Below are 19,059 nucleotides of genomic sequence, written 5' to 3'. Positions count from 1 at the left end.
GAAAAAAGTTCTATTTATTTGTAAAACAAGGTATTTTGATTTATTCGTTTAAAATACTTACTTTTTGTATTAGTAGCAAAGGCCGCTTAATGACAAAATTAAAAAATATACATCCCGGCGAAATTCTTGCAGAGGAATTTTTAATCCCTTTTAATATTACTGCCTATAAACTTGCAAAAGATATTGAAATACCCCAAACAAGAATCTCTGAAATATTAAAAGGCAACCGTAGAATAACGGCTGATACGGCTTTGCGGCTCAGCAAATATTTTGGCAACTCTGCTAAATTGTAGCTTGGCCTGCAAAATGATTTTGATATTGAAGAAGAAATGGCTGTAAAAGGGAATCGTTTACAATCTATAAAAGCGTTGAATGTAAAGGTTGGTTAGTGTAAAAATGAGCAGGTTAAAAATATGCTGTTCTTATAAACAAATCCACAATGTATTTTCTTCCCGTTTTGTTTGGTGTGCAATTTTATAGGTTTGATGCTTGGGCATTTTTAAACTTAAAATATTATTTTTTTATTTACACGGAATAAAAAAATACAAATGAAAAGTTTTTTACCATTACTATTTACCCTACTATCGGCATTATTAATATTTCCTGTATTGGCACAAAATAAAATTGCGAGTGTGCAATTGCAGGAGACCGGTTTGCAGAATTCGGAATTAAATAATAAGTTCAAAAAATATAGTGTATGGAAAATCGATTCAGTAACCAATGTAAATGATCAAAGTAATATATTACAATTACATTTGGGAGCTAGAACGCTTTCTTATATCGTTAAATCTAATAATCATTTAACTAATGAAGATTTTACAATTTCCGCCGGAGGCAAACAATTTTTGCAAGATACTTCGCTCGTTCATTTAAATACGGGAAAAGCGGCGGAAAACGAATGCCATATTTCAATTGCAAAAAATTTTATTTTAGGGAGCTTTACTATTGGAGGGGAAGAATTTGTTATTGAACAAGTAATAAATTTTATTACCGAAGCGGATAAAAATTTGGTGCTTGTTTACAATATTAAAGATGAAATAATTTCTGATGTAAGATGCGGTACTAATTCAGTAAACGATACACAAAGAGAACTGCCATCAGCAGACAGTAGTACCCAAACTACAAATGGAATTTGCAGGGTAATTGATTATGCTATTGCTGTAGACTATTCTAGTTTTCAAAACCACGGAAGTAGTATTGAACAAACTTCCAATTACATTTTATCTATCATGAACATGGTAGAAGGCAATTATGTGGGAGTTTTTACCGATGATTTATATTATAAAATTTCGGAGATTGTAATTTTCACCAGCCCGCAGGTGAATCCCTGGGTTTTTAATGCTGACATTTCTGCAAACCTAAACTTATTTACTGCATGGGCACCTACGGGTTTTACAAAGCCATTTGATAATGCTTCTTATTGGTATACACAAGCTGGTTCTTTCCAACCAATAGGCTTTGCCTGGATCAATACTACGTGTGCAACCAATGGTTATAATACTAATGTAATTCGGGAAACTGGTTTATCATCTAATACTACGAGACAATTAGTAGCTCATGAAATTGGCCACAACTTTGGATGTGGCCATACCTCAGGGTTTATTATGAATCCCGCAGTTAATAATGCAAATACATGGGCACCAGAATCAATTACAACAATAAATACAAGAATAGCAGGAAGTGGTGGTGCCTGTATTACAGCTTGTAACTATGTAACCTGCGAAAATTTGGTAACACCAAATGTTACAGTAACTGAAAATGGAAGCCAATTAATTGTAAACTGGACAGCAAGTGCAAATCCTACAAAGGTAGAATATAGGAATAGTACAGCTGGCTTATTTACGCTAGTGGGCACCTATAATAGTCCTACCAATTTAGCTACAATCAATCATAACCCTAATTGTAATGTTGCTGAATATTTCCAAATTAAGGTTACTAACATTTGTCCTAATTCGAATACAGGCGTTCCAACAATTATTGTAAAACAATCAATTGGCGGCAATCCGCCAACGCCAACTATTGCAATTGTCACAACAGCTTCTAATCAATGTAGTGCAACATTTGCTGCAACAATTAGTAATGGAGGAACTACTCCAATTTTTCAATGGAAAGTAAATGGCCAAACTGTTGGAACAAATTCCAACAGTTTTACATCTGTCAATTTAGGGAACAATGATACAATTAGTTGCATTTTAACTTCATCTTTGAGTTGTACTACTGAAAACAATGTAACAAGTAACAGTATAATCTTTCAAGGCCCAACCCCAACAATTTCAATTTCCTCAAACAACACGGTTTTATGTGGCGGTGCAAATACCACTTTTAATGCGACAATAACAAACGGTGGTAATTCACCCATTTATCAATGGAAAGTAAATGGTGTAAATGCAGGTGCAAATTCCAATACTTTCTCCACTGCTACATTAAATCATAATGATATTGTTACCTGTGTTTTAACTTCATCAATTAGTTGTGTTACCGCTAATAATATTATAAGTAATGCTATTACAATAGCCCTTACTGAACCAATTTCGAATTTTAGTTTTACAAAAACAGGGTTATCTGTAAATTTTATTAATTCAAGCACATGTGCCGCTTCTTATGCATGGGATTTTGGTGATGGATTCAATTCTTCAATAGCAAATCCAACACATGCATATGCTGCTAATGGTATATATAATGTTTGCCTAACTGTTACTAATATAAATGGAACAAATCAAAAGTGCCGGCAAATTCCTGTTTTTAATTCTTGGACAGATAACATGAATGGTACTACTAATGGTAACCCAAACCTTGTCACTTATCAAAATACCTACTGCGATGGAGAGTCTTATTTTAATGGGGTTACGCCGGTTTATAACGAATATCCTGTTATTCGGTACGACAAGCAATTGTGGATGCCAAAACAAGGTACAATAGAAATGCTAGTTAAAGTTCAAAATGGATATACATCCTTTGGTGGTAGTAATGCAACAAGTGCAACTCTTTTTGCTATTGATAGTAATGGTTTAACAAAATCTAGTTTTATTGTAGGTTATGCTGATGGTAAAGTTGCTTTTAGGAGATATAATTCAACCGCAAATACATTTTCAGATGTAATTGCAACTGCCACAACTTTCCGTTTTAATGAATGGCATGTAGTGTCAGTAAGTTATGGTACTGCTGGAACTATTATTAAGGTAGATGGTACTACATATGCTACCAATACAACAGTAAATTTTCCGCTAAATGATGGGCATGGCTTTTTAGGTGGCGCTAACTTTCAAGATGCTTCGAATTGGTGGGGGATTTATGGATTCAAAGGTTGGGTAGATAAATTAAGGGTATCTTATACGCAGAGTGATTGGCAACTTACCTTAGCAAACTTGGCTCCAACAGCATCCATCTCTGCATCAACAAATAATATTTGTGCCGGAGTTCCAGTAACTTTTACTGCTACTACCAATGCTACTGCTGCAAATTTTCAGTGGAAGAAAAATGGAGTTAATGTTGGCAACAATAGTAATATTTATACAGATAATAACCTTATAAACGGCAATACGATTAGTTGCGTTATAACTGCCACAGGAGGTTGTTTTAATACAAGCGCTGTTACTAGTAACGGCATTACCATGCAAGTTACCAACCCACTTTCACCTGCACTTACCATTTCCACTACTAAAATAAACTCTTGTGCAGGAGAAACTGTAACATTCACTACCAGCCCGCTTCACGGAGGAGCTACTCCATCCTTTCAATGGAAAAAAAATGGCATCAATATAGCCACAGGAAATGATTTCTCTACAAGTAGTTTAACCAATGGCGATATTATTTCTTGTGTAATGACTACCTCTTTGGCTTGTGTTAATTTTGCTACAGCAAGTAGCAATAATCTACAGGTCACCGTTAATACTATTGTAATTCCAACGGCAACTATTTTTGCAAATGCAACAAATATTTGTGCCGGTACAAATGTTACTTTTACAGCAAGCAGCAACATTGCCAACCCAACTTACCAATGGAAAGTAAATAATAATAATTCGGGTAGCAATAGTAATATTTTTACTAGTAGTACATTAAATAATAATGATATAGTGAGTTGTACTTTGCTTACGCCTACTACCGGATGCTATTCTTTAAACACAATAAGTAGCAACCAGATATCAATAATAGTGAAACCACTATTAACCCCAACAATAAGTATAACAAGTAGTGATGCAGATAATATTTTATGCAACGGCCAAAATGTTCAGTTCTCTGCATGGGCCAGCAATACCGGTACAAATCCCATTTATCAGTGGAGGCTAAACGGAATTAATACTGGCGCAAATACAACCAGTTTCAACCTGCAAACCCCCGCAAACAATGATGAGGTTACTTGTGTGCTAACCAGCAGCGAGGGTTGCTTAGTCACCAATAATATTCAAAGTAACCAGTTAATTTTGGAAGTAGTTCATGTAAATCCCATTATTCAAAAAAATGGATTTATACTTAATGCGATATCTGCAAATGCCGGTGCTATTTGGCAATGGAATCAGGATGGGCAGCCAATTGCCGGAGCGAATGGTAATAATTATTTACCGATAATTTACGGTAATTATACCGTAACAGAAACCTTTAAAAATTGTACCAATACAAGTACTCCCGTATTGCTTACTCCATTATCTACAAATAATATCATTCTTATTTATCCTAACCCTGCCAGCCAACTGTTGTTTGCACAAAGCCAAAGTGCCCAAATAAAAATAAATGCAGTCTCTATTTACGATGCATCAGGAAGGCTTGTCATAAATCAGCAATTTAATAATGCCAATTTGGTGCAGATTAATGTAAGCAATATTTCAAATGCAATTTACCTTGCTGTATTTGATACAAACAACGGACAGTTTAAAACCAAATTTATAAAACAATAAAACACAAAATGTCATTTTCTGAAAAACAACAAATAGAGGCTGAAATTCGAAGGCTGAACGATTTAATTAAATATTGTAATGACCCTAATAACCCCGATTTACCCAGATGGATTCAGCAAGTAAAAAACCTAAAAGCCGCTTTATCTACGTATGAAAAATGAAATTTTTTGTATGGTATAAAATTTAAAAATGAAAAAAGTAAACCTATTGATATGTTTTATACTAATTGCACATATTTCTTTTGCGCAAAAAGTAACTTTCAACATAAATGGTAATAATTTTACAATTTTAAAAACTGAAAAAGAGAATACTGTTATTGCCGAATATAGAATGGATTGGATTCAAATAAGTGCCGCTCTTCCATCAATGAATAAAACGGGCAGGTTTAATAGTTTTGGTATTGAAATAGTTGGCAAAAAAGTAGACAACTATCCAGTGGGTTGTTGTGATAAGCAAAATTATAACGAGCCATATAAAAATAATGTTACTGCTAATTGGTATAACCACTCCGGGCTTCAACAAAATATAAGTGCAAACCAGGGAGATATTGAAAACAATATGGGTGAAATAACGATTACAAAAATAATTGGCAATGTAATTTCCGGTAAATTCAGTGTTAACATTGGTGGCTTTAAAATTCAGGGAATATTTGAGGATATTCCTGTAAAAAACTTTTCTACACCGTAAGATACTGTAGTATCCTTTTAATCTTTAGCTAAAATATGTTTGGGAGCCATCCATCCTTATTAAACCTGTACAACAGTTTAAGGCATAACCTAACTCCGAAAAAAACAATAAGTTTCTCTACACCAAATACTCCCTCACCTTATTTTGTATAAAAGCCTGCACACTTTCCCAGGTTTGTTTTTTTAGGCTTATGGGAGCTTCGCTTTCTTCTGCATCTGCAAAAAAAGTGATGGCTTGTGGTACGGTGATGAGTAAATTTTGAGTGCTGTATTTTTCTTTATGAAATTGTATAAAATCTTTTACCGTAAAATGTTTTAGCAGCTCGGCAATATCCCAAAAGTCTTTCTTTTTACCACGGCCTAGGATGGCTTGCACTTTCATGGCAATAATATCTTCGGTAGAAAAAAAACGAATGCCCTCCTGGGTAGTTTCGGGCCTTATTAAGGGATGAGGATGTCGGATAATATCAATTTTTACCTCATCTATATATCCAAAAATACCAAAACGAGGTTGTTTTTCTTCCACTACAAATTTTTCTTGAAATTTACCTTTAAGTGATTCAGTTATTGCGCTATTCTCAAACGGCTTGTTACAGAATAAATCTAAATCCACAGACATACGGTGTCCATATATAAGTGATAAAGCTGTGCCGCCAACTAAAGAAAAGTTCTCCAATTCCGGCATTGCCATCAATTCCTTTAATACGGAAATAGCTCTGGGTTTAACTGTCTTAACGTATAGCATCTAAAATCTTTTAACGGCCGGTTAATTACTGCACTTGCCAGGTACATCCTGGTTTCTGGTAAAAATTTTGCATTTAATAATGCGGTGGTTACTTTTTCATCGCCATAATAACGGCGACAATTGCGAATATCGTCCACATCGCCTCGCTCAAAAACACGTTCTATTACAAAATTTGCTTTGGCATCGTAATCAATGTTTTCAAATACTACATCCCAAAAAATGCGTTTATCAAATATGGGTTTTGCTTTGTTTGGCATAGTATAAAGGTACAATTTAGTTTTAGTTTTAAATGCCTTTCTAAACTCCTCAATTGTTAGCCTGGTCAATAGCTGAAGCCATATTTTAAAGCAGAACGCTTCTCTTTTTTAGCGTAAATCATAAAATGCCTTCCCTGCACTGTCATCACTAAAAAAAATATAATATTTTCATATTTCCCATTTGCGAAACTGAGTTTCCCGTTAGCGTATTGCTACAAAAAAACCCTTTACTTTCTTTGCTTCCAAACAAATAAAGTTTATGAGGTTTATATACAAATCAATCAGCACAAATAAAATATTACCCATAACTGTTCTACTTTTTATCTCTTTTGCTACCCAGGCACAAACGGGAAATTTAACAGGGTTTATTAAAACCAAAGAAGGCAAACCGGCTGCAGAAGTATACATTCAAATTAAAGAAACAAAAAAAGTAACTGTAACCAAGGAGGATGGTTCTTACCTGTTAACCCATATTCCCCAGGGAACATATCATATTATCGTTTCTTTTGTAGGTTTACACACTATACAAAAATCGGTGTCCATTTTAAATAATAAAACCAGCGCCATTGATTTTACTTTAGTGGAAAATGAAACGGAACTAACAGAAATTATTGTTTCCACAAACCGGTCAGTAAATGAAAAACCAGTAACCGTAGGCAAGCTGCCCATCAAACCAATGGATCTTCCGCAGGCGGTAGTAACAGTGAGTGAAGCCACTATTAAAAATCAGCAGGCGCAACGGTTGAGTGATGTAATTAAAAATGTAAACGGTGTTTATCTTGGCACCACAAGGGCCAGTACACAGGAAAGTTTTTATGCAAGGGGTTATAGTTTTTCCTCTACCAACATGTTTAAGAACGGATCAAGAGTAAACTCCGGCGCTATGCCCGAAGTAAGTTCGTTGGAAAGTGTGGAAGTATTAAAAGGCAGCGCTGCTATTCTTTATGGCAATGTGGCTCCGGGTGGTATTTTAAATATGATTACCAAAAAACCAAAGTTTGTATTTGGCGGAGAAGTAAGCTTGAGAGCTGGAAGTTACAATCTCATCAAACCTGTAATTGATATTTACGGACCGTTAAACAATAAAATAGCTTATCGTATAAACGGTACTATTGAATCGGCAGACAGTTACCGTAACCAGGTTTCTTCAAAACGGTATTATATTAATCCTTCTTTACTTTTTAAAATAGGCAATCGTTCCGAACTGATTGTGGAAGGCGATTTTCTGAAACATGAGTTTACTCCCGATTTTGGAACCGGCACATTAAATGATTCCGCAAAAGGAATTCGTCCGGCTTCAATTGCTGCTGTGCCAAGGTCAAGATTTATGGGTACAAACTGGCAATACAATACAACTATTCAAACAACAGCTTCGGCTACTTTCAATCACTCATTTTACCAAAACTGGAAATTGAACTCGGTTTTATCTTTTCAGCAATACAAACGGGATTATTTTTCGGTAGAAAGAATACAGGCATTATATTATCCACAACCGGGAACCTGGGCAAGACCATTGGGAAGAGTAGATACCAAAGAAAAATATTTTACCGGGCAGGTAAACCTGAATGGCCAGTTTAAAACAGGTAAAGTAGAACATATTTTACTGGCTGGCGCCGATGCCGATCATTACATCACCAATACTTACAACTACGATGTACAGGGAAAAATTTATGATACCATCAACATTCTCGATCTCAACAAATTTATACAACGCACCGATATCCCTTTAGCAAATCGTGTTACATTAGTTGAAACGCCTGTAAACCGATTTGGCGCTTATGTACAGGATTTAATAAGCCTTACACCAAAAATAAAATTATTGGCAGGTGTTCGCTGGTCGTTGCAGGAATCACCATCCAACAGCACAACTTATTTGCAAAAAAATGATTCCATAGCTAAAGGAAAATCTGCATCGGCAAATGCATTTTCTCCAAGAGTAGGTATTGTTTACCGCTATAAACAAAATGTATCACTGTTTGCAAGTTATTCCAATTCATTCTCTGTAAATACCGGATTGGATATTTATAACAATACCTTACCTCCATCCATTATTGACCAGTATGAACTGGGTGTAAAAAATATTTTCTTTAATGGAAAACTAACGGTAAATGTAACCGCTTACAAAATCATCAATAACAACCTGGCGCAAACAGCACAGTTTGATAAAGACGGAAACCCCAATAGCAACAGCAACCTGAAAGAACTTACAGGGCAAACCAGCAGCAATGGAATTGAATTGGATGTAATGGCTAATTTCCTAAAAGGACTCTCTGTTATTGCAGGATATAGTTATAATGATATGCACTATACAAAAACCCCGGGCAATAAAGGAAGTTATGTACAAGGTGAACGCCTCGTTAACACACCGGCGCATACAGCAAACGGAACCATTTTTTATACTTTCAGCAGGGGCAAATTAAATGGATTGAAAATAGGAGTTTCGGCATTTTATGTAGGCAACCGCTTTGGCGGATGGAACAATACCATTCAGCAATCGCAAAATTATTCAAGATTAATACCTGTTGATGGTTTTACAACCGTAGATATTTCTGCCGGGTACAACATAAAAAGATTTTCTTTGCTGGCAAAAATTTCTAACTTAACCAATACCTATAATTATTACGTACACGAAAATTATAGTATCAACCCCATACCGCCACGGCTGTTTATAGCAACCGTTGCGTATAAGTTTTAATAAAACAAAATTAATATTTACAAAAGGGACGGATTAATACCGATCCCTTTTGCTGTAAAAAATAATAAACAAAATGGCTAAAACTTCCCTGCAAAAAACAAGCTGGCAAAGCGTAAGAAAATTATTCAATGATATTCATCTCTGGCTTGGGCTTGCAAGCGGTCTTGTTGTCATTGTGGTTTGTTTTAGCGGCACCGTGTATGTATTTAACACAGAGTTGACAGAATGGGCAGCTCCGCAATTGTATAAAGTAAATCCTATTGCAGGCAAAGAACGCATACCGGCTGATTCACTGATTCAAAAAATTGAAGAAGCATCCGGGGGAAAAATAACCAGTGTTTCCATACCTGCCGATTTGAAAAGAACCTACCAGTTTAATGTAAAAAAGAAAGGCGATGAAAGCCGCGGCGGCATTGGTTATTTTGTAAATCCTTACACAGGCATAATAACAGGAACATCAAAAGATAAAAGCGAAACCAAAGAATTTATGGGAATCATGTTCAGCCTGCATCGCTGGTTGCTGCTCGATAAAATTGAGAAACCTATTTTCAAAAGCATGACCAACCTTGAATTAGGCAGAATGATTAATGGCTGGGCTACCATCCTGTTTACTTTAGGCTGCATCACCGGAATGATTATATGGTTCCCTCAAAAAATAAAAGCCTGGAAGCAGGGTTTAAAAATAAAATGGAATGCAGGATGGAAAAGAATAAATCATGACCTGCACAATTCACTTGCCTTTTATGCTTTATTCTTTTTGCTGCTGATGGGCCTTACCGGGCCGCAATGGTCATTTGACTGGTACCGGACAGGCATGCAAAAAACACTGGGAACTTATAAACCCAAAGATGCACCTAAAGAAAAACCCATTCAATCTACGTTATCTTCTGCAGTAAATAGTACAGGATTATCTATTGCCGATTATATAAAAGTTGCCAGTCAAACATTACCATACCAGGGCAATTATTCCATTTCTTTTCCGGCAGACTCAGCTTCAACCGCTGTAATCGCTAAAACAAAAACTGGTTTTTTTGCACCTGCGGCTGGGGACAGGCTTACAATAGATCAATACACCGGAAATGTATTAAAGAAAGATATTTTCAAAGAAAGATCATTCAACGAAAGAATTGCCGGTTCCATCAAAGCCATTCATGTGGGAAATGTATATGGAACCTTTACAAAACTCATTTATTTTCTTGCCTGCCTCATAGCCACTACCCTTCCTGTAACCGGCACGTTGATCTGGTTAAATAAAATGAAGAAGAAAAGGAAACCAAAACTTAAGGAAGCAATTGCTTAAATATTATCGTTACAATAAGGCTGGATGTTTCTCTGCTACATGCATTAAAAATTCACCAAATAAAGTATTGGCCCATGCAAACCATTTACGGGTAAATTTACTGGCATCATCTTTATAAAATGATTCATGAATAAAACCTGTGCCACCATGCGTAGTTTTTAAAAAATGAATACATTTTTTAATTTCAGGTGCATGGTTACTCGTAAGCCCACGCATGGTAATGCTTAGCGGCCATATCATAAACATGCCTGCATGTGGCCCGCCAATACCTTCGGCAGCCTTTCCTTTAAAGAAAAAAGGATTGTTGGCAGACAATAAATATTTACGGGTGTTTACATAAATCGGGTCGTTGCTTTTTACCGCATTCAAATACGGCAATGATAATAAACTCGGCACATTGGCATCGTCCATTAAATTAAAGCTACCAAAGCCGTTTACTTCAAAGGCATAAATTTTACCATATTGCTGGTGATGGATAATGGCATATTGCTGTAACGCCTTTTCTACTTCCTTAGCAAGTGATAAACATTCATTGGCCATTGCCGCATCTTTATATACAGCATTTAATATTTCTGCTGACTGTTTTAAAGATACAACGGCAAAGAAATTTGAAGGCACTAAAAATGAAAATAGGGTTGCATCATCACTTGGCCGAAAAGTAGAACAAATTAAACCCACAGGTTTTACCGGGTAACCATAGCCTGCAAGAGGTACGCCATCTGTAGCCCAGGCGGTGGTTCGCTGAAAGCTGTAAGGCCCATCTCCGTGTTTGCGTTGCTGCTCTTTAAATGTTTGCAAAGTAAGTTTTATACATTGTTTCCAATCTGCATCAAAAACTTTTATATCGCCACTCGTTTTCCAATAGCGGTACGCCAGGCGAATGGGATAACACAAAGAATCTATCTCCCATTTACGTTCATGAATGCCCGGTTGCATTTTAGTAAGGTCGCTTTTCCACTCACTTATTTTATTTACATCTTTATAAAAAGCATTGGCATAAGGATCGAGTATGATGCATTTTTTCTGGCGGTTAATTACGCCTTCAATTAACTCCCGAAGCTTTGCATCATTTTTAATAAAAGGCAGGTATGGCCACACCTGTGCAGTACTGTCCCGCAACCACATGGCATCTATATCGCCGGTTATTACATAAGTATCCGGCTTGCTCTCTATCATTTCAAACTCTACGGTGGTATCTAAAGTATTAGGAAAACAATTTTCAAAAAGCCAGGCAAGTTCAGGGTCGGTAATTTTTTTCTTCATGCCCACAATAGTTGCTTCTACGGCTTCACTGGTAAATTTCCTGTAAGCCAATGGTGGACGCTTTGTTTCAAAATTATTGGCAAATGCCAACGATGGCCGCATAGCAATACCGGCAGCTAACATACCTGATTGTGCAATAAATTTTTTTCTTGATAACATATTTATCTTTTTAATGAAACAGAATAAGGATAGCACTTTGAGGAAATACCCCTTTTTGTTTCGGGTTTATCACTCATGGTAAAATTAAGTGTGCCGCCTTTTAGCAGTTCACTGTGTTTTACATAATTAAAGTTATACAACTTGTTATTCCATTTCAATTCTTTCACGAATTTATGTTGTGCAGAATTTGATGGTGCCAGAATATTGAGTTTTTTCCCATTCTCCAGTGTAATATCAATTTGATTAAACAAAGGCGTACCCAGTACATATTCATCGGTAGCGGGACATACCGGGTAAAACCCCATGGCCGAAAAAACATACCAGGCCGATGTTTGGCCGTTATCTTCATCGCCACAATAACCATCCGGCGCTGCCTTATAAAGCTTGTTCATAATTTCCCTTATATGCAGTTGCGATTTCCAGGGCTGCCCCGCATAATTGTATAAATACGGCATGTGTTGTATGGGTTGATTGCCGTGGGCATATTGCCCCATATTCATTATTTGCATTTCTCTTATTTCATGGATCACGCTCCCGTAATAAGAATCATCAAACAATGGCGGCAGGTTAAAAACAGAATCCAACATGGCACAAAACATTTTTTCGCCGCCCATTAAATCAATCAAACCCTGCACATCATGAAACACACTCCAGCTATAATGCCAGCTATTGCCCTCCGTAAAAGCATCGCCCCATTTAAAAGGATTGAATGGTTTTTGAAAACTGCCATCTTTATTTTTACCCCGTATTAGTTTTGTTTCGGGGTCAAATAAATATTTATAGTTCATCATCCGCTTTGCATACAAATCAATTTCGGCCTGCGGCTTTTTTAATGCTTTGGCCAGTTGCCAAATGGTAAAATCGTCGTACGCATACTCCAGGGTACGGGCTGCGTTTTCATTAATCTTTACATCGTAAGGTACATAACCCAGCTCGTTATAATAATTGACTCCACGTCTTCCCACTGCATCCATGGGGCCTTCGTTATTGGCGCCATGCAGCAAGGCTTCGTACAGCAAGTTAATATCATAGCCTCTTAAGCCTTTCATATATGCATCGCTTACTACCGATGCAGAATTATTGCCTACCATCACATTTCTAAAACCCGGGCTGCTCCACTCTGGTAAAAATCCACCTTCTTTAAAATCATTAATCAATCCTTCCTGCATTTCTTTGTTGGTGGACGGGTAAAGTAAATTCAGCAATGGATACAAGGCTCGAAAAGTATCCCAAAAGCCGGTTCCGGCATACATATAACCGGGCAGCACTTTTCCGTTGTACGGACTATAATGAACAATATTACCAGCCGCATCAATTTCGTATTGCTTTTGTGGAAAACAAACCGCCCTGTACAGGCAGGAATAAAAAACAGATAATTGCTCTGCCGTGCCACCGCTTGCTTTTACACGTCCCAATACTTTATTCCACGCTTCTTCAGATTCTTTTACTGCTTGCTGAAAAGTATGGCTCCCAATTTCATTTTTTAAATTTAAATACGCTTGTTCAAAACTAATAAATGAAGATGCAATTTTGATTTGTACTTTTTCGTGCCTCCGGGTTTTAAAACCTACTACAGCGCCTGCATGATTACCGGTAATTTCTAATTTATCTTTCGCCAAAACACTATCGTGCCAGGTATAATTTAAAGTAAACGGTTTATTGAACTGAATTACAAAATAGTTTTTAAAATTATTGGGTACGCCGCCGCTGTTACGGGTGCTATATCCTATAATTTTATTATCTCCAGGAACAATTTTTATGTACGAGCCTTTATCAAATGCATCTACAACTATAAATGCACTGTCTGTTTCTGGGAAAGTACATTCAAAAAAAGCAGCCCTTTCGGTAGCTGTAAATGCAGTATGCACATCATAATCGGCTAAGTAAACTTCATATAAATAAGGTTTTGCTGTTTCTGCTTTATGGCCAAACCAGCTCATACGTTCATTTTCCCTGAATTTTAATTTTCCTGTTACCGGCATAATAGAAAACTGCCCGTAATCATTCATCCACGGAGAAGGCTGATGCGTTTGCTTAAAACCTCGAATTTTTTCGGCAGTATAAGTGTACTGCCATCCATCTCCCATTTTTCCGGTTTGTGCTGTCCAAAAATTCATGCCCCAGGGGCGGGCAACTGCCGGATAGGTATTACCATTAGATAAAGCGTGGCTTGATTGTGTACCCATTAAAGTGTTTACAAAATCTACCGGATTTTGTGCGGTAGCGTTAAAAAATGCACAACACAGGATGAAGAATGAAATAGAAATATTACGGTAATTACTTTTTTTAAACATACCAACGTTTCGCATTGCCATCAGATTAATTTTTTAATTCCAAACATTTATTTCGGCCTGTCTTTATCCTCTTTTCCAAAATCAGATGGCTTGTTTCCCATGGTAAGCAGTAACGCTCCGCCATTCATTAGCATTGCATGGGTAAACCATGATTTTGTATAGGGCCTGCCATTAAAACTTGCACTTTGAATATATACATTCTCATTTGAATTGTTAATGGCTTTGATAGTAAATTTTTTATTGTGGGGTAAATGGAATGTAGCTTCATTTACAGCCGGGCTACCCAAAATATAAATTCCGTTTGCAGGGTTTACAGGATAAAATCCTGCTGCAGAAAAAATATACCATGCACTCATTTGTCCGCAATCTTCATTACCGCATAAACCATCGGTTTTGCTGGTATAAAAAGTATCCACAATTTGCCGAACCCTCCATGCCGTTTTCCATTGCTCGCCGGCAAATGCGTACAAATAAGGAATGTGATGATTGGGTTCATTGCCCTGTGCATACATTCCAATTAACCCGCTAATATCCGGCGATGCTTCTTCACCCATAGAAGCTGAGGTAGTGAAAAGCTGATCCAACTTTTTCGTAAATGCATCATCGCTTCCAAACAAGCCAATTAAGCCTTTAGGATCATGCGGTACCAGCCAGGTATATTGCCAGGCATTGCCTTCTACGTAGTCAAATGCAAGGTGAGAAGAATAAGCAGGATCAAAAGGCGTTCGCCAGGTATTATTAGCATTGCGGCCACGCATAAATTGGGTTATACTGTCAAAATACATTTTATACAAATTACTTCGCTTCGTAAAATAATCGTAGTCGTCTTTTTTATTAAAAGCTTTTGCCATTTGTGCTACACACCAGTCGTCAATGGCAAATTCCAAAGCATTAGAAACAGTTTTCTCTAAAGTATCTGAAGGAATAAATGTAAGGTTATTGAGGTATTGGGCCTGAATGCGAAGGTCTTGCTTTGGCACAACCCGTGGATCGCCCCATGGTATAGGGTCTTTTCTCATTGCCGTAATTTTCACTGCTTCATAAGCCAGTAGGGTATCGTAATTTTTATAGCCTTTAAAAAATGCATCTACAATAACCGGTATAGAGTGGTCACCATTCATACAGTCGGTTTCATTACCCATTAAATGCCAAATGGGCAAGCGGCCCTGCTGCTGGTAAATATGCAAAAATGTATTGATGATGTCGTTCACTTTATCGGGCTGCGTTATGGTAAATAATGGGTGCAATGCCCGGTAGGTATCCCATAAAGAAAAAACAGAATAGTTGTTGAACCTGGCATTATGATATATTTTTTTATCGGCACCGAGGTAATCTTTATTTACATCATTAAATAAAACAGGTGCAAAAAGAGAGTGATACATTGCGGTATAAAATACTTTTTTGGTATCGTCGTTGGCCTCAATTTCAATTTTGGAAAGTTCTTTGTTCCATTTATTTTTTGCCTGCTTCGCTACTGCATTAAAATCCCAACCAGGCAATTCTTCTTTCATATTGAGTGCAGCATTTTCGGCACTTACCGGAGATAAAGCTACTTTTACCAACAGCGGAGAATTTTGTTTTACGTTAAATTCAATTGCTGCTTTTAAAGTATTGCCACTACCCTTAGTTGCATTCTGCAGGCTATCTTTTATATAATATTGAATGGCCTGCATGGGTTGGGAAAAAACGGCTGTAAAAAATACTTTTTGATCTTCTGCCCATCCGTTGGAAAAACGGTAGCCTGTAATGGTACTGTCGTTAATTTTTTCTACCAATGCATCTGTTGCCCTGTCCCAGCCCATGCCAAAGCTCATATCAAATAATAAACGGGCTGTATCATTTTTTTCAAATTGATAACGGTGCATCCCTACCCTTTCAGTTGCAGTTAGCTCAGCTTTAATTTTATATTTATCCAGCAATACCCTGTAATAACCCGGTTCACATTTTTCATTAGCATGGGAAAAAGTAGAAACATATCCTATATCGGGTTTTTCTTTGCTGGCTTTGGTTACATCTAATTTGCCTACGGTAGGCATAATTAAAATATCATTCAGGTCGCCAATACCGGTGCCACTAAGGTGCGTGTGCGTAAAGCCCATTATATTGTTACTGCTGTAATGGTAACCACTGCACCAGTCCCAGCCTTCCATAATTTGCGAAGGGCCAAGCTGTACCATGCCAAAAGGCACATTGGCGCCAAGAAAAACGTGCCCATGGCCGCCTGTGCCAATAAAGGGATCTACAAATTGCGTATAAGATTTTTCCTGTACAGTGCTTATATTTTTTTGTATGCAGGAAGAAAGGGAAAAAAACACAATAATTAATAGTATGCAAAAACGTATGCCGGAATTCTTCATATAGATGGAATTGAAAATTTGCTGATAAAAAATGGGCTTGCCGGTAGCCTAAGTTACGAAACAATACTACGCAATAAATTGCAAATTTTTGCTCTATTTTTAAAAGTAAATTTTACCCTCAGCTATTGTACTGATATGTAAAAAACAACTATGTATCATTTGCCATTGAAACCTATTATCGCCATTCCCTCTTTTGAGAACTGTTTTAGCAGAAAACAACAAGCACTACTTTTCCCTTGGAAGCCCCAATTTTGCTTTTTGTGCCCTTTGCCTTAACCGGATGTTGAGCATTTCTACCAATAATGAAAAACCCAGGCAGGAATAAATTATACTTTTGCTCACCTCCTGGTGCAAACCACTGGCAATAAGTACCACGCCTATTACCACTAAAAAAGAAAGCGCCAGCATTTGTAAAGTAGGATGTTGATTAATAATTTTAGTTACCGGCCCAGCAAATAACATCATGATTACAATAGAAATTATTACCGCAATAATCATGATGAGTACATTATCTACCAAGCCAACAGCGGTAAGAATAGAATCGAATGAAAAAACGGCATCTACTAAAATGATTTGAAATATTACAGCGCCAAAACCAATTTTAATGTTACTGTTGTGCTGCTCCTTTTCCTGTTCTTTTTGAAATTTATGATGTATTTCCAGGGTGCTTTTTACAATTAAAAAAATACCACCGGCAATAAGGATTAAATCTTTAATACTCAAATGCAGGCCTTCATCTGCAATGCCCGGTATAGATGCAATACTAATTACAGGGTCTTTTAAACCTATAATCCAATTGATGCAAAGTAATAGCCCTACCCTAAATACCATGGCCAGCAACAAACCTAAATTACGGGCTTTACGTTGTTGGCTTTTGGGCAACTTGCCCGCTACTATAGAAATAAATATAATATTATCTATACCCAATACAATTTCTAAAAAACTTAGGGTAAGCAGGCTTATCCATACTGCAGGGTTGGAAAAATCCGGAACAATAAAATCCATAAATGAAGAGTTAAATATTTTTTGGTAATAATATAATTTAGCCGGGAAGAGTGTCTAACTTTTTTTTCTTAAACCGGGTAGAAATCATTTTTAAAAATACCGGGGCTGTTGTAACTACTACAATTCCGATAATTATTTTTTCCAGGTTGTTTTTTACCCACTCGTTTTCGCCCAATAAAAATCCTGCGCCAACAATGGATAATACCCATAAAAAACTACCTGCAATATTATAAAAAGAAAACTTTGAAGGCTTCATCTTAACCATTCCGGCAACAATGGGCGCAAAAGTGCGTACTATGGGTAAAAACCTGGCCAGCATAATGGCTCCGCCGCCTTTTTTATCATAAAATTCTTTGGCCTGCAGTAAATATTTTTTCTTAAAAAACCAATTGTCTTTACGATGCATCAACAAAGTTTCAGATTTTATCCCCAACCAGTAACCCACAAAATTTCCCAGCGTCCCTGCTGTTGCTATCAAAACAATCCAATAAATTAAATTAACTAAAGGCAGGTTAAAAGGAGCTAAAGCATTGGCAATTACCATACCTGCTATAAACAACAAAGAATCTCCGGGGAGAAAAAAGCCAAACGGAAAACCGGTTTCTATAAATACGATTAATACAACAATGTATAATCCTCCGTTTTGCATAATCCACTCAGGGTTGGTTATATGAGAAAAGAAATCAATGATTTCCTGCATGATAAACTGATTTTTTAAACTGACCGATGGGTATAAAATTTCTTAATCAAAGTCGAACAAATCGCTCAAAAAAGATTTTTTCTTATAAGGTTTTTGCTGGCTGTAAGAATGTTTGTATTTATGCTCCTGGTAACTGGGGTTCGAATCAAAAACCTGACCTTGCGGTGGTGCTGCAAATTGTGTGGTATAATCCAGCATTTTATCGAGCTCTCCTTTATCGAGCCATACGCCACGGCATGATGGGCAATAATCAATTTCAATATTATTTCTTTGGGTCATTAAAAGGGTTTCGTTGCAATTGGGGCATTTCATGATAGTACTATTTTTATTTGAAAAATTATTGTAAAAACTTATAAACTAATGTTCTTCTTTAATTAAAAAAAGAATTAGCTGCAGTAAAATAAACCAGGGAAAATTTAAAATAAATAATAGAGGGAAAGCAAAGAATAATATTGTGGCCGTAACCAGCCATCTTCCTGTTCGTATTGCCCGGGTAGTGAAACTATTAGGAGAAAATTTCGGCAAAAAACTTCATCTGCTATACTATTTTTACAAAAAATCCGCTGTGTGATCCGTTGTTCATGGCGGCACGCTGAAATATCGTTAATTCTTATGTTCTCTTCAAGGTCGGAACCACTGTTTTTAACAGGTATCCCGGAATTATTAGCAAAATAAGGATTTAATGAAGTAGCATTTGCAATTGGCG

At 36.8% G+C, this 19,059-nt stretch carries 13 protein-coding genes; 5 read left to right on the top strand and 8 right to left on the bottom strand.

Annotation, left to right across the window (positions count from 1 at the left end; genetic code table 11):
* Positions 1-89: 89 nt before the first annotated feature.
* From IPO46_11255 to IPO46_11245, 3 genes are all read left to right on the top strand, one after another.
* Positions 90-293: a HigA family addiction module antidote protein gene (locus tag IPO46_11255; protein QQS62653.1), complete on the top strand. Its 204-nt coding sequence runs from the start codon at positions 90-92 to the stop codon at positions 291-293.
* Between the two features lie 255 nt (positions 294-548).
* Positions 549-4,892 (top strand): T9SS type A sorting domain-containing protein, encoded by a 4,344-nt coding sequence (locus tag IPO46_11250; protein QQS62652.1) that lies wholly within the window; start codon positions 549-551, stop codon positions 4,890-4,892.
* A 189-nt stretch (positions 4,893-5,081) separates the two neighbouring features.
* Positions 5,082-5,579 (top strand): hypothetical protein, encoded by a 498-nt coding sequence (locus tag IPO46_11245; protein ID QQS62651.1) that lies wholly within the window; start codon positions 5,082-5,084, stop codon positions 5,577-5,579.
* Positions 5,580-5,696: 117 nt separating this feature from the next.
* Here the strand turns inward: IPO46_11245 and IPO46_11240 are convergent, their stop codons facing one another.
* Together IPO46_11240 and IPO46_11235 are read right to left on the bottom strand one after the other, a co-directional pair.
* Positions 5,697-6,323 carry a nucleotidyl transferase AbiEii/AbiGii toxin family protein gene (locus IPO46_11240; GenBank protein ID QQS62650.1) on the bottom strand — a complete coding sequence of 209 codons (627 nt, stop codon included), beginning with the start codon at positions 6,321-6,323 and terminating at the stop codon, positions 5,697-5,699.
* The gene (locus IPO46_11235; protein ID QQS62649.1) at positions 6,278-6,580 is read right to left on the bottom strand and encodes a hypothetical protein; all 303 of its coding nucleotides are present in this window, start codon (positions 6,578-6,580) and stop codon (positions 6,278-6,280) included. The genes IPO46_11240 and IPO46_11235 overlap by 46 nt, the downstream gene beginning before the upstream one ends.
* 259 nt (positions 6,581-6,839) lie before the next feature.
* On the opposite strand from IPO46_11235, the gene IPO46_11230 reads away from it, so the two are divergent.
* Positions 6,840-9,275: a TonB-dependent receptor gene (locus IPO46_11230; protein ID QQS62648.1), complete on the top strand. Its 2,436-nt coding sequence runs from the start codon at positions 6,840-6,842 to the stop codon at positions 9,273-9,275.
* Positions 9,276-9,348: 73 nt separating this feature from the next.
* The gene (locus IPO46_11225) at positions 9,349-10,575 is read left to right on the top strand and encodes a PepSY domain-containing protein (GenBank protein ID QQS62647.1); all 1,227 of its coding nucleotides are present in this window, start codon (positions 9,349-9,351) and stop codon (positions 10,573-10,575) included.
* A 9-nt stretch (positions 10,576-10,584) separates the two neighbouring features.
* Here the strand turns inward: IPO46_11225 and IPO46_11220 are convergent, their stop codons facing one another.
* The 6 genes from IPO46_11220 to IPO46_11195 form a co-directional block, all read right to left on the bottom strand.
* A complete protein-coding gene (locus IPO46_11220; GenBank protein QQS62646.1) occupies positions 10,585-11,997 on the bottom strand; it encodes a glycoside hydrolase family 125 protein in 1,413 nt (470 codons plus the stop codon).
* Between the two features lie 2 nt (positions 11,998-11,999).
* Positions 12,000-14,291, bottom strand: a complete 2,292-nt coding sequence (locus IPO46_11215) for a GH92 family glycosyl hydrolase (protein QQS64396.1) — start codon at positions 14,289-14,291, stop codon at positions 12,000-12,002.
* A gap of 47 nt (positions 14,292-14,338) precedes the next feature.
* A complete protein-coding gene (locus tag IPO46_11210; protein ID QQS62645.1) occupies positions 14,339-16,648 on the bottom strand; it encodes a GH92 family glycosyl hydrolase in 2,310 nt (769 codons plus the stop codon).
* Positions 16,649-16,873: 225 nt separating this feature from the next.
* Positions 16,874-17,653, bottom strand: a complete 780-nt coding sequence (locus IPO46_11205; protein ID QQS62644.1) for a TerC family protein — start codon at positions 17,651-17,653, stop codon at positions 16,874-16,876.
* A gap of 37 nt (positions 17,654-17,690) precedes the next feature.
* Positions 17,691-18,353 carry a VTT domain-containing protein gene (locus tag IPO46_11200; protein ID QQS62643.1) on the bottom strand — a complete coding sequence of 221 codons (663 nt, stop codon included), beginning with the start codon at positions 18,351-18,353 and terminating at the stop codon, positions 17,691-17,693.
* A gap of 42 nt (positions 18,354-18,395) precedes the next feature.
* The gene (locus IPO46_11195; protein ID QQS62642.1) at positions 18,396-18,665 is read right to left on the bottom strand and encodes a zf-TFIIB domain-containing protein; all 270 of its coding nucleotides are present in this window, start codon (positions 18,663-18,665) and stop codon (positions 18,396-18,398) included.
* Between the last annotated feature and the right edge of the window lie 394 nt (positions 18,666-19,059).

This window comes from Chitinophagaceae bacterium (assembly GCA_016699815.1).
Classification (GTDB): Bacteria; Bacteroidota; Bacteroidia; order Chitinophagales; family Chitinophagaceae; genus Ferruginibacter.
The sequence above is the reverse complement of the archived record's forward strand: the minus strand, read 5'-3'. Positions and strand labels throughout refer to the sequence as shown.

Bases quoted from the DNA above. Each gene is read 5' to 3' on its own strand.
- IPO46_11255 (QQS62653.1), top strand. From the start codon at position 90: ATGACAAAATTAAAAAATATACATCCCGGCGAAATTCTTGCAGAGGAA.
- IPO46_11250 (QQS62652.1), top strand. From the start codon at position 549: ATGAAAAGTTTTTTACCATTACTATTTACCCTACTATCGGCATTATTA.
- IPO46_11245 (QQS62651.1), top strand. From the start codon at position 5,082: ATGAAAAAAGTAAACCTATTGATATGTTTTATACTAATTGCACATATT.
- IPO46_11240 (QQS62650.1), bottom strand. From the start codon at position 6,323: ATGCTATACGTTAAGACAGTTAAACCCAGAGCTATTTCCGTATTAAAG.
- IPO46_11235 (QQS62649.1), bottom strand. From the start codon at position 6,580: ATGCCAAACAAAGCAAAACCCATATTTGATAAACGCATTTTTTGGGAT.
- IPO46_11230 (QQS62648.1), top strand. From the start codon at position 6,840: ATGAGGTTTATATACAAATCAATCAGCACAAATAAAATATTACCCATA.
- IPO46_11225 (QQS62647.1), top strand. From the start codon at position 9,349: ATGGCTAAAACTTCCCTGCAAAAAACAAGCTGGCAAAGCGTAAGAAAA.
- IPO46_11220 (QQS62646.1), bottom strand. From the start codon at position 11,997: ATGTTATCAAGAAAAAAATTTATTGCACAATCAGGTATGTTAGCTGCC.
- IPO46_11215 (QQS64396.1), bottom strand. From the start codon at position 14,291: ATGTTTAAAAAAAGTAATTACCGTAATATTTCTATTTCATTCTTCATC.
- IPO46_11210 (QQS62645.1), bottom strand. From the start codon at position 16,648: ATGAAGAATTCCGGCATACGTTTTTGCATACTATTAATTATTGTGTTT.
- IPO46_11205 (QQS62644.1), bottom strand. From the start codon at position 17,653: ATGGATTTTATTGTTCCGGATTTTTCCAACCCTGCAGTATGGATAAGC.
- IPO46_11200 (QQS62643.1), bottom strand. From the start codon at position 18,353: ATGCAGGAAATCATTGATTTCTTTTCTCATATAACCAACCCTGAGTGG.
- IPO46_11195 (QQS62642.1), bottom strand. From the start codon at position 18,665: ATGAAATGCCCCAATTGCAACGAAACCCTTTTAATGACCCAAAGAAAT.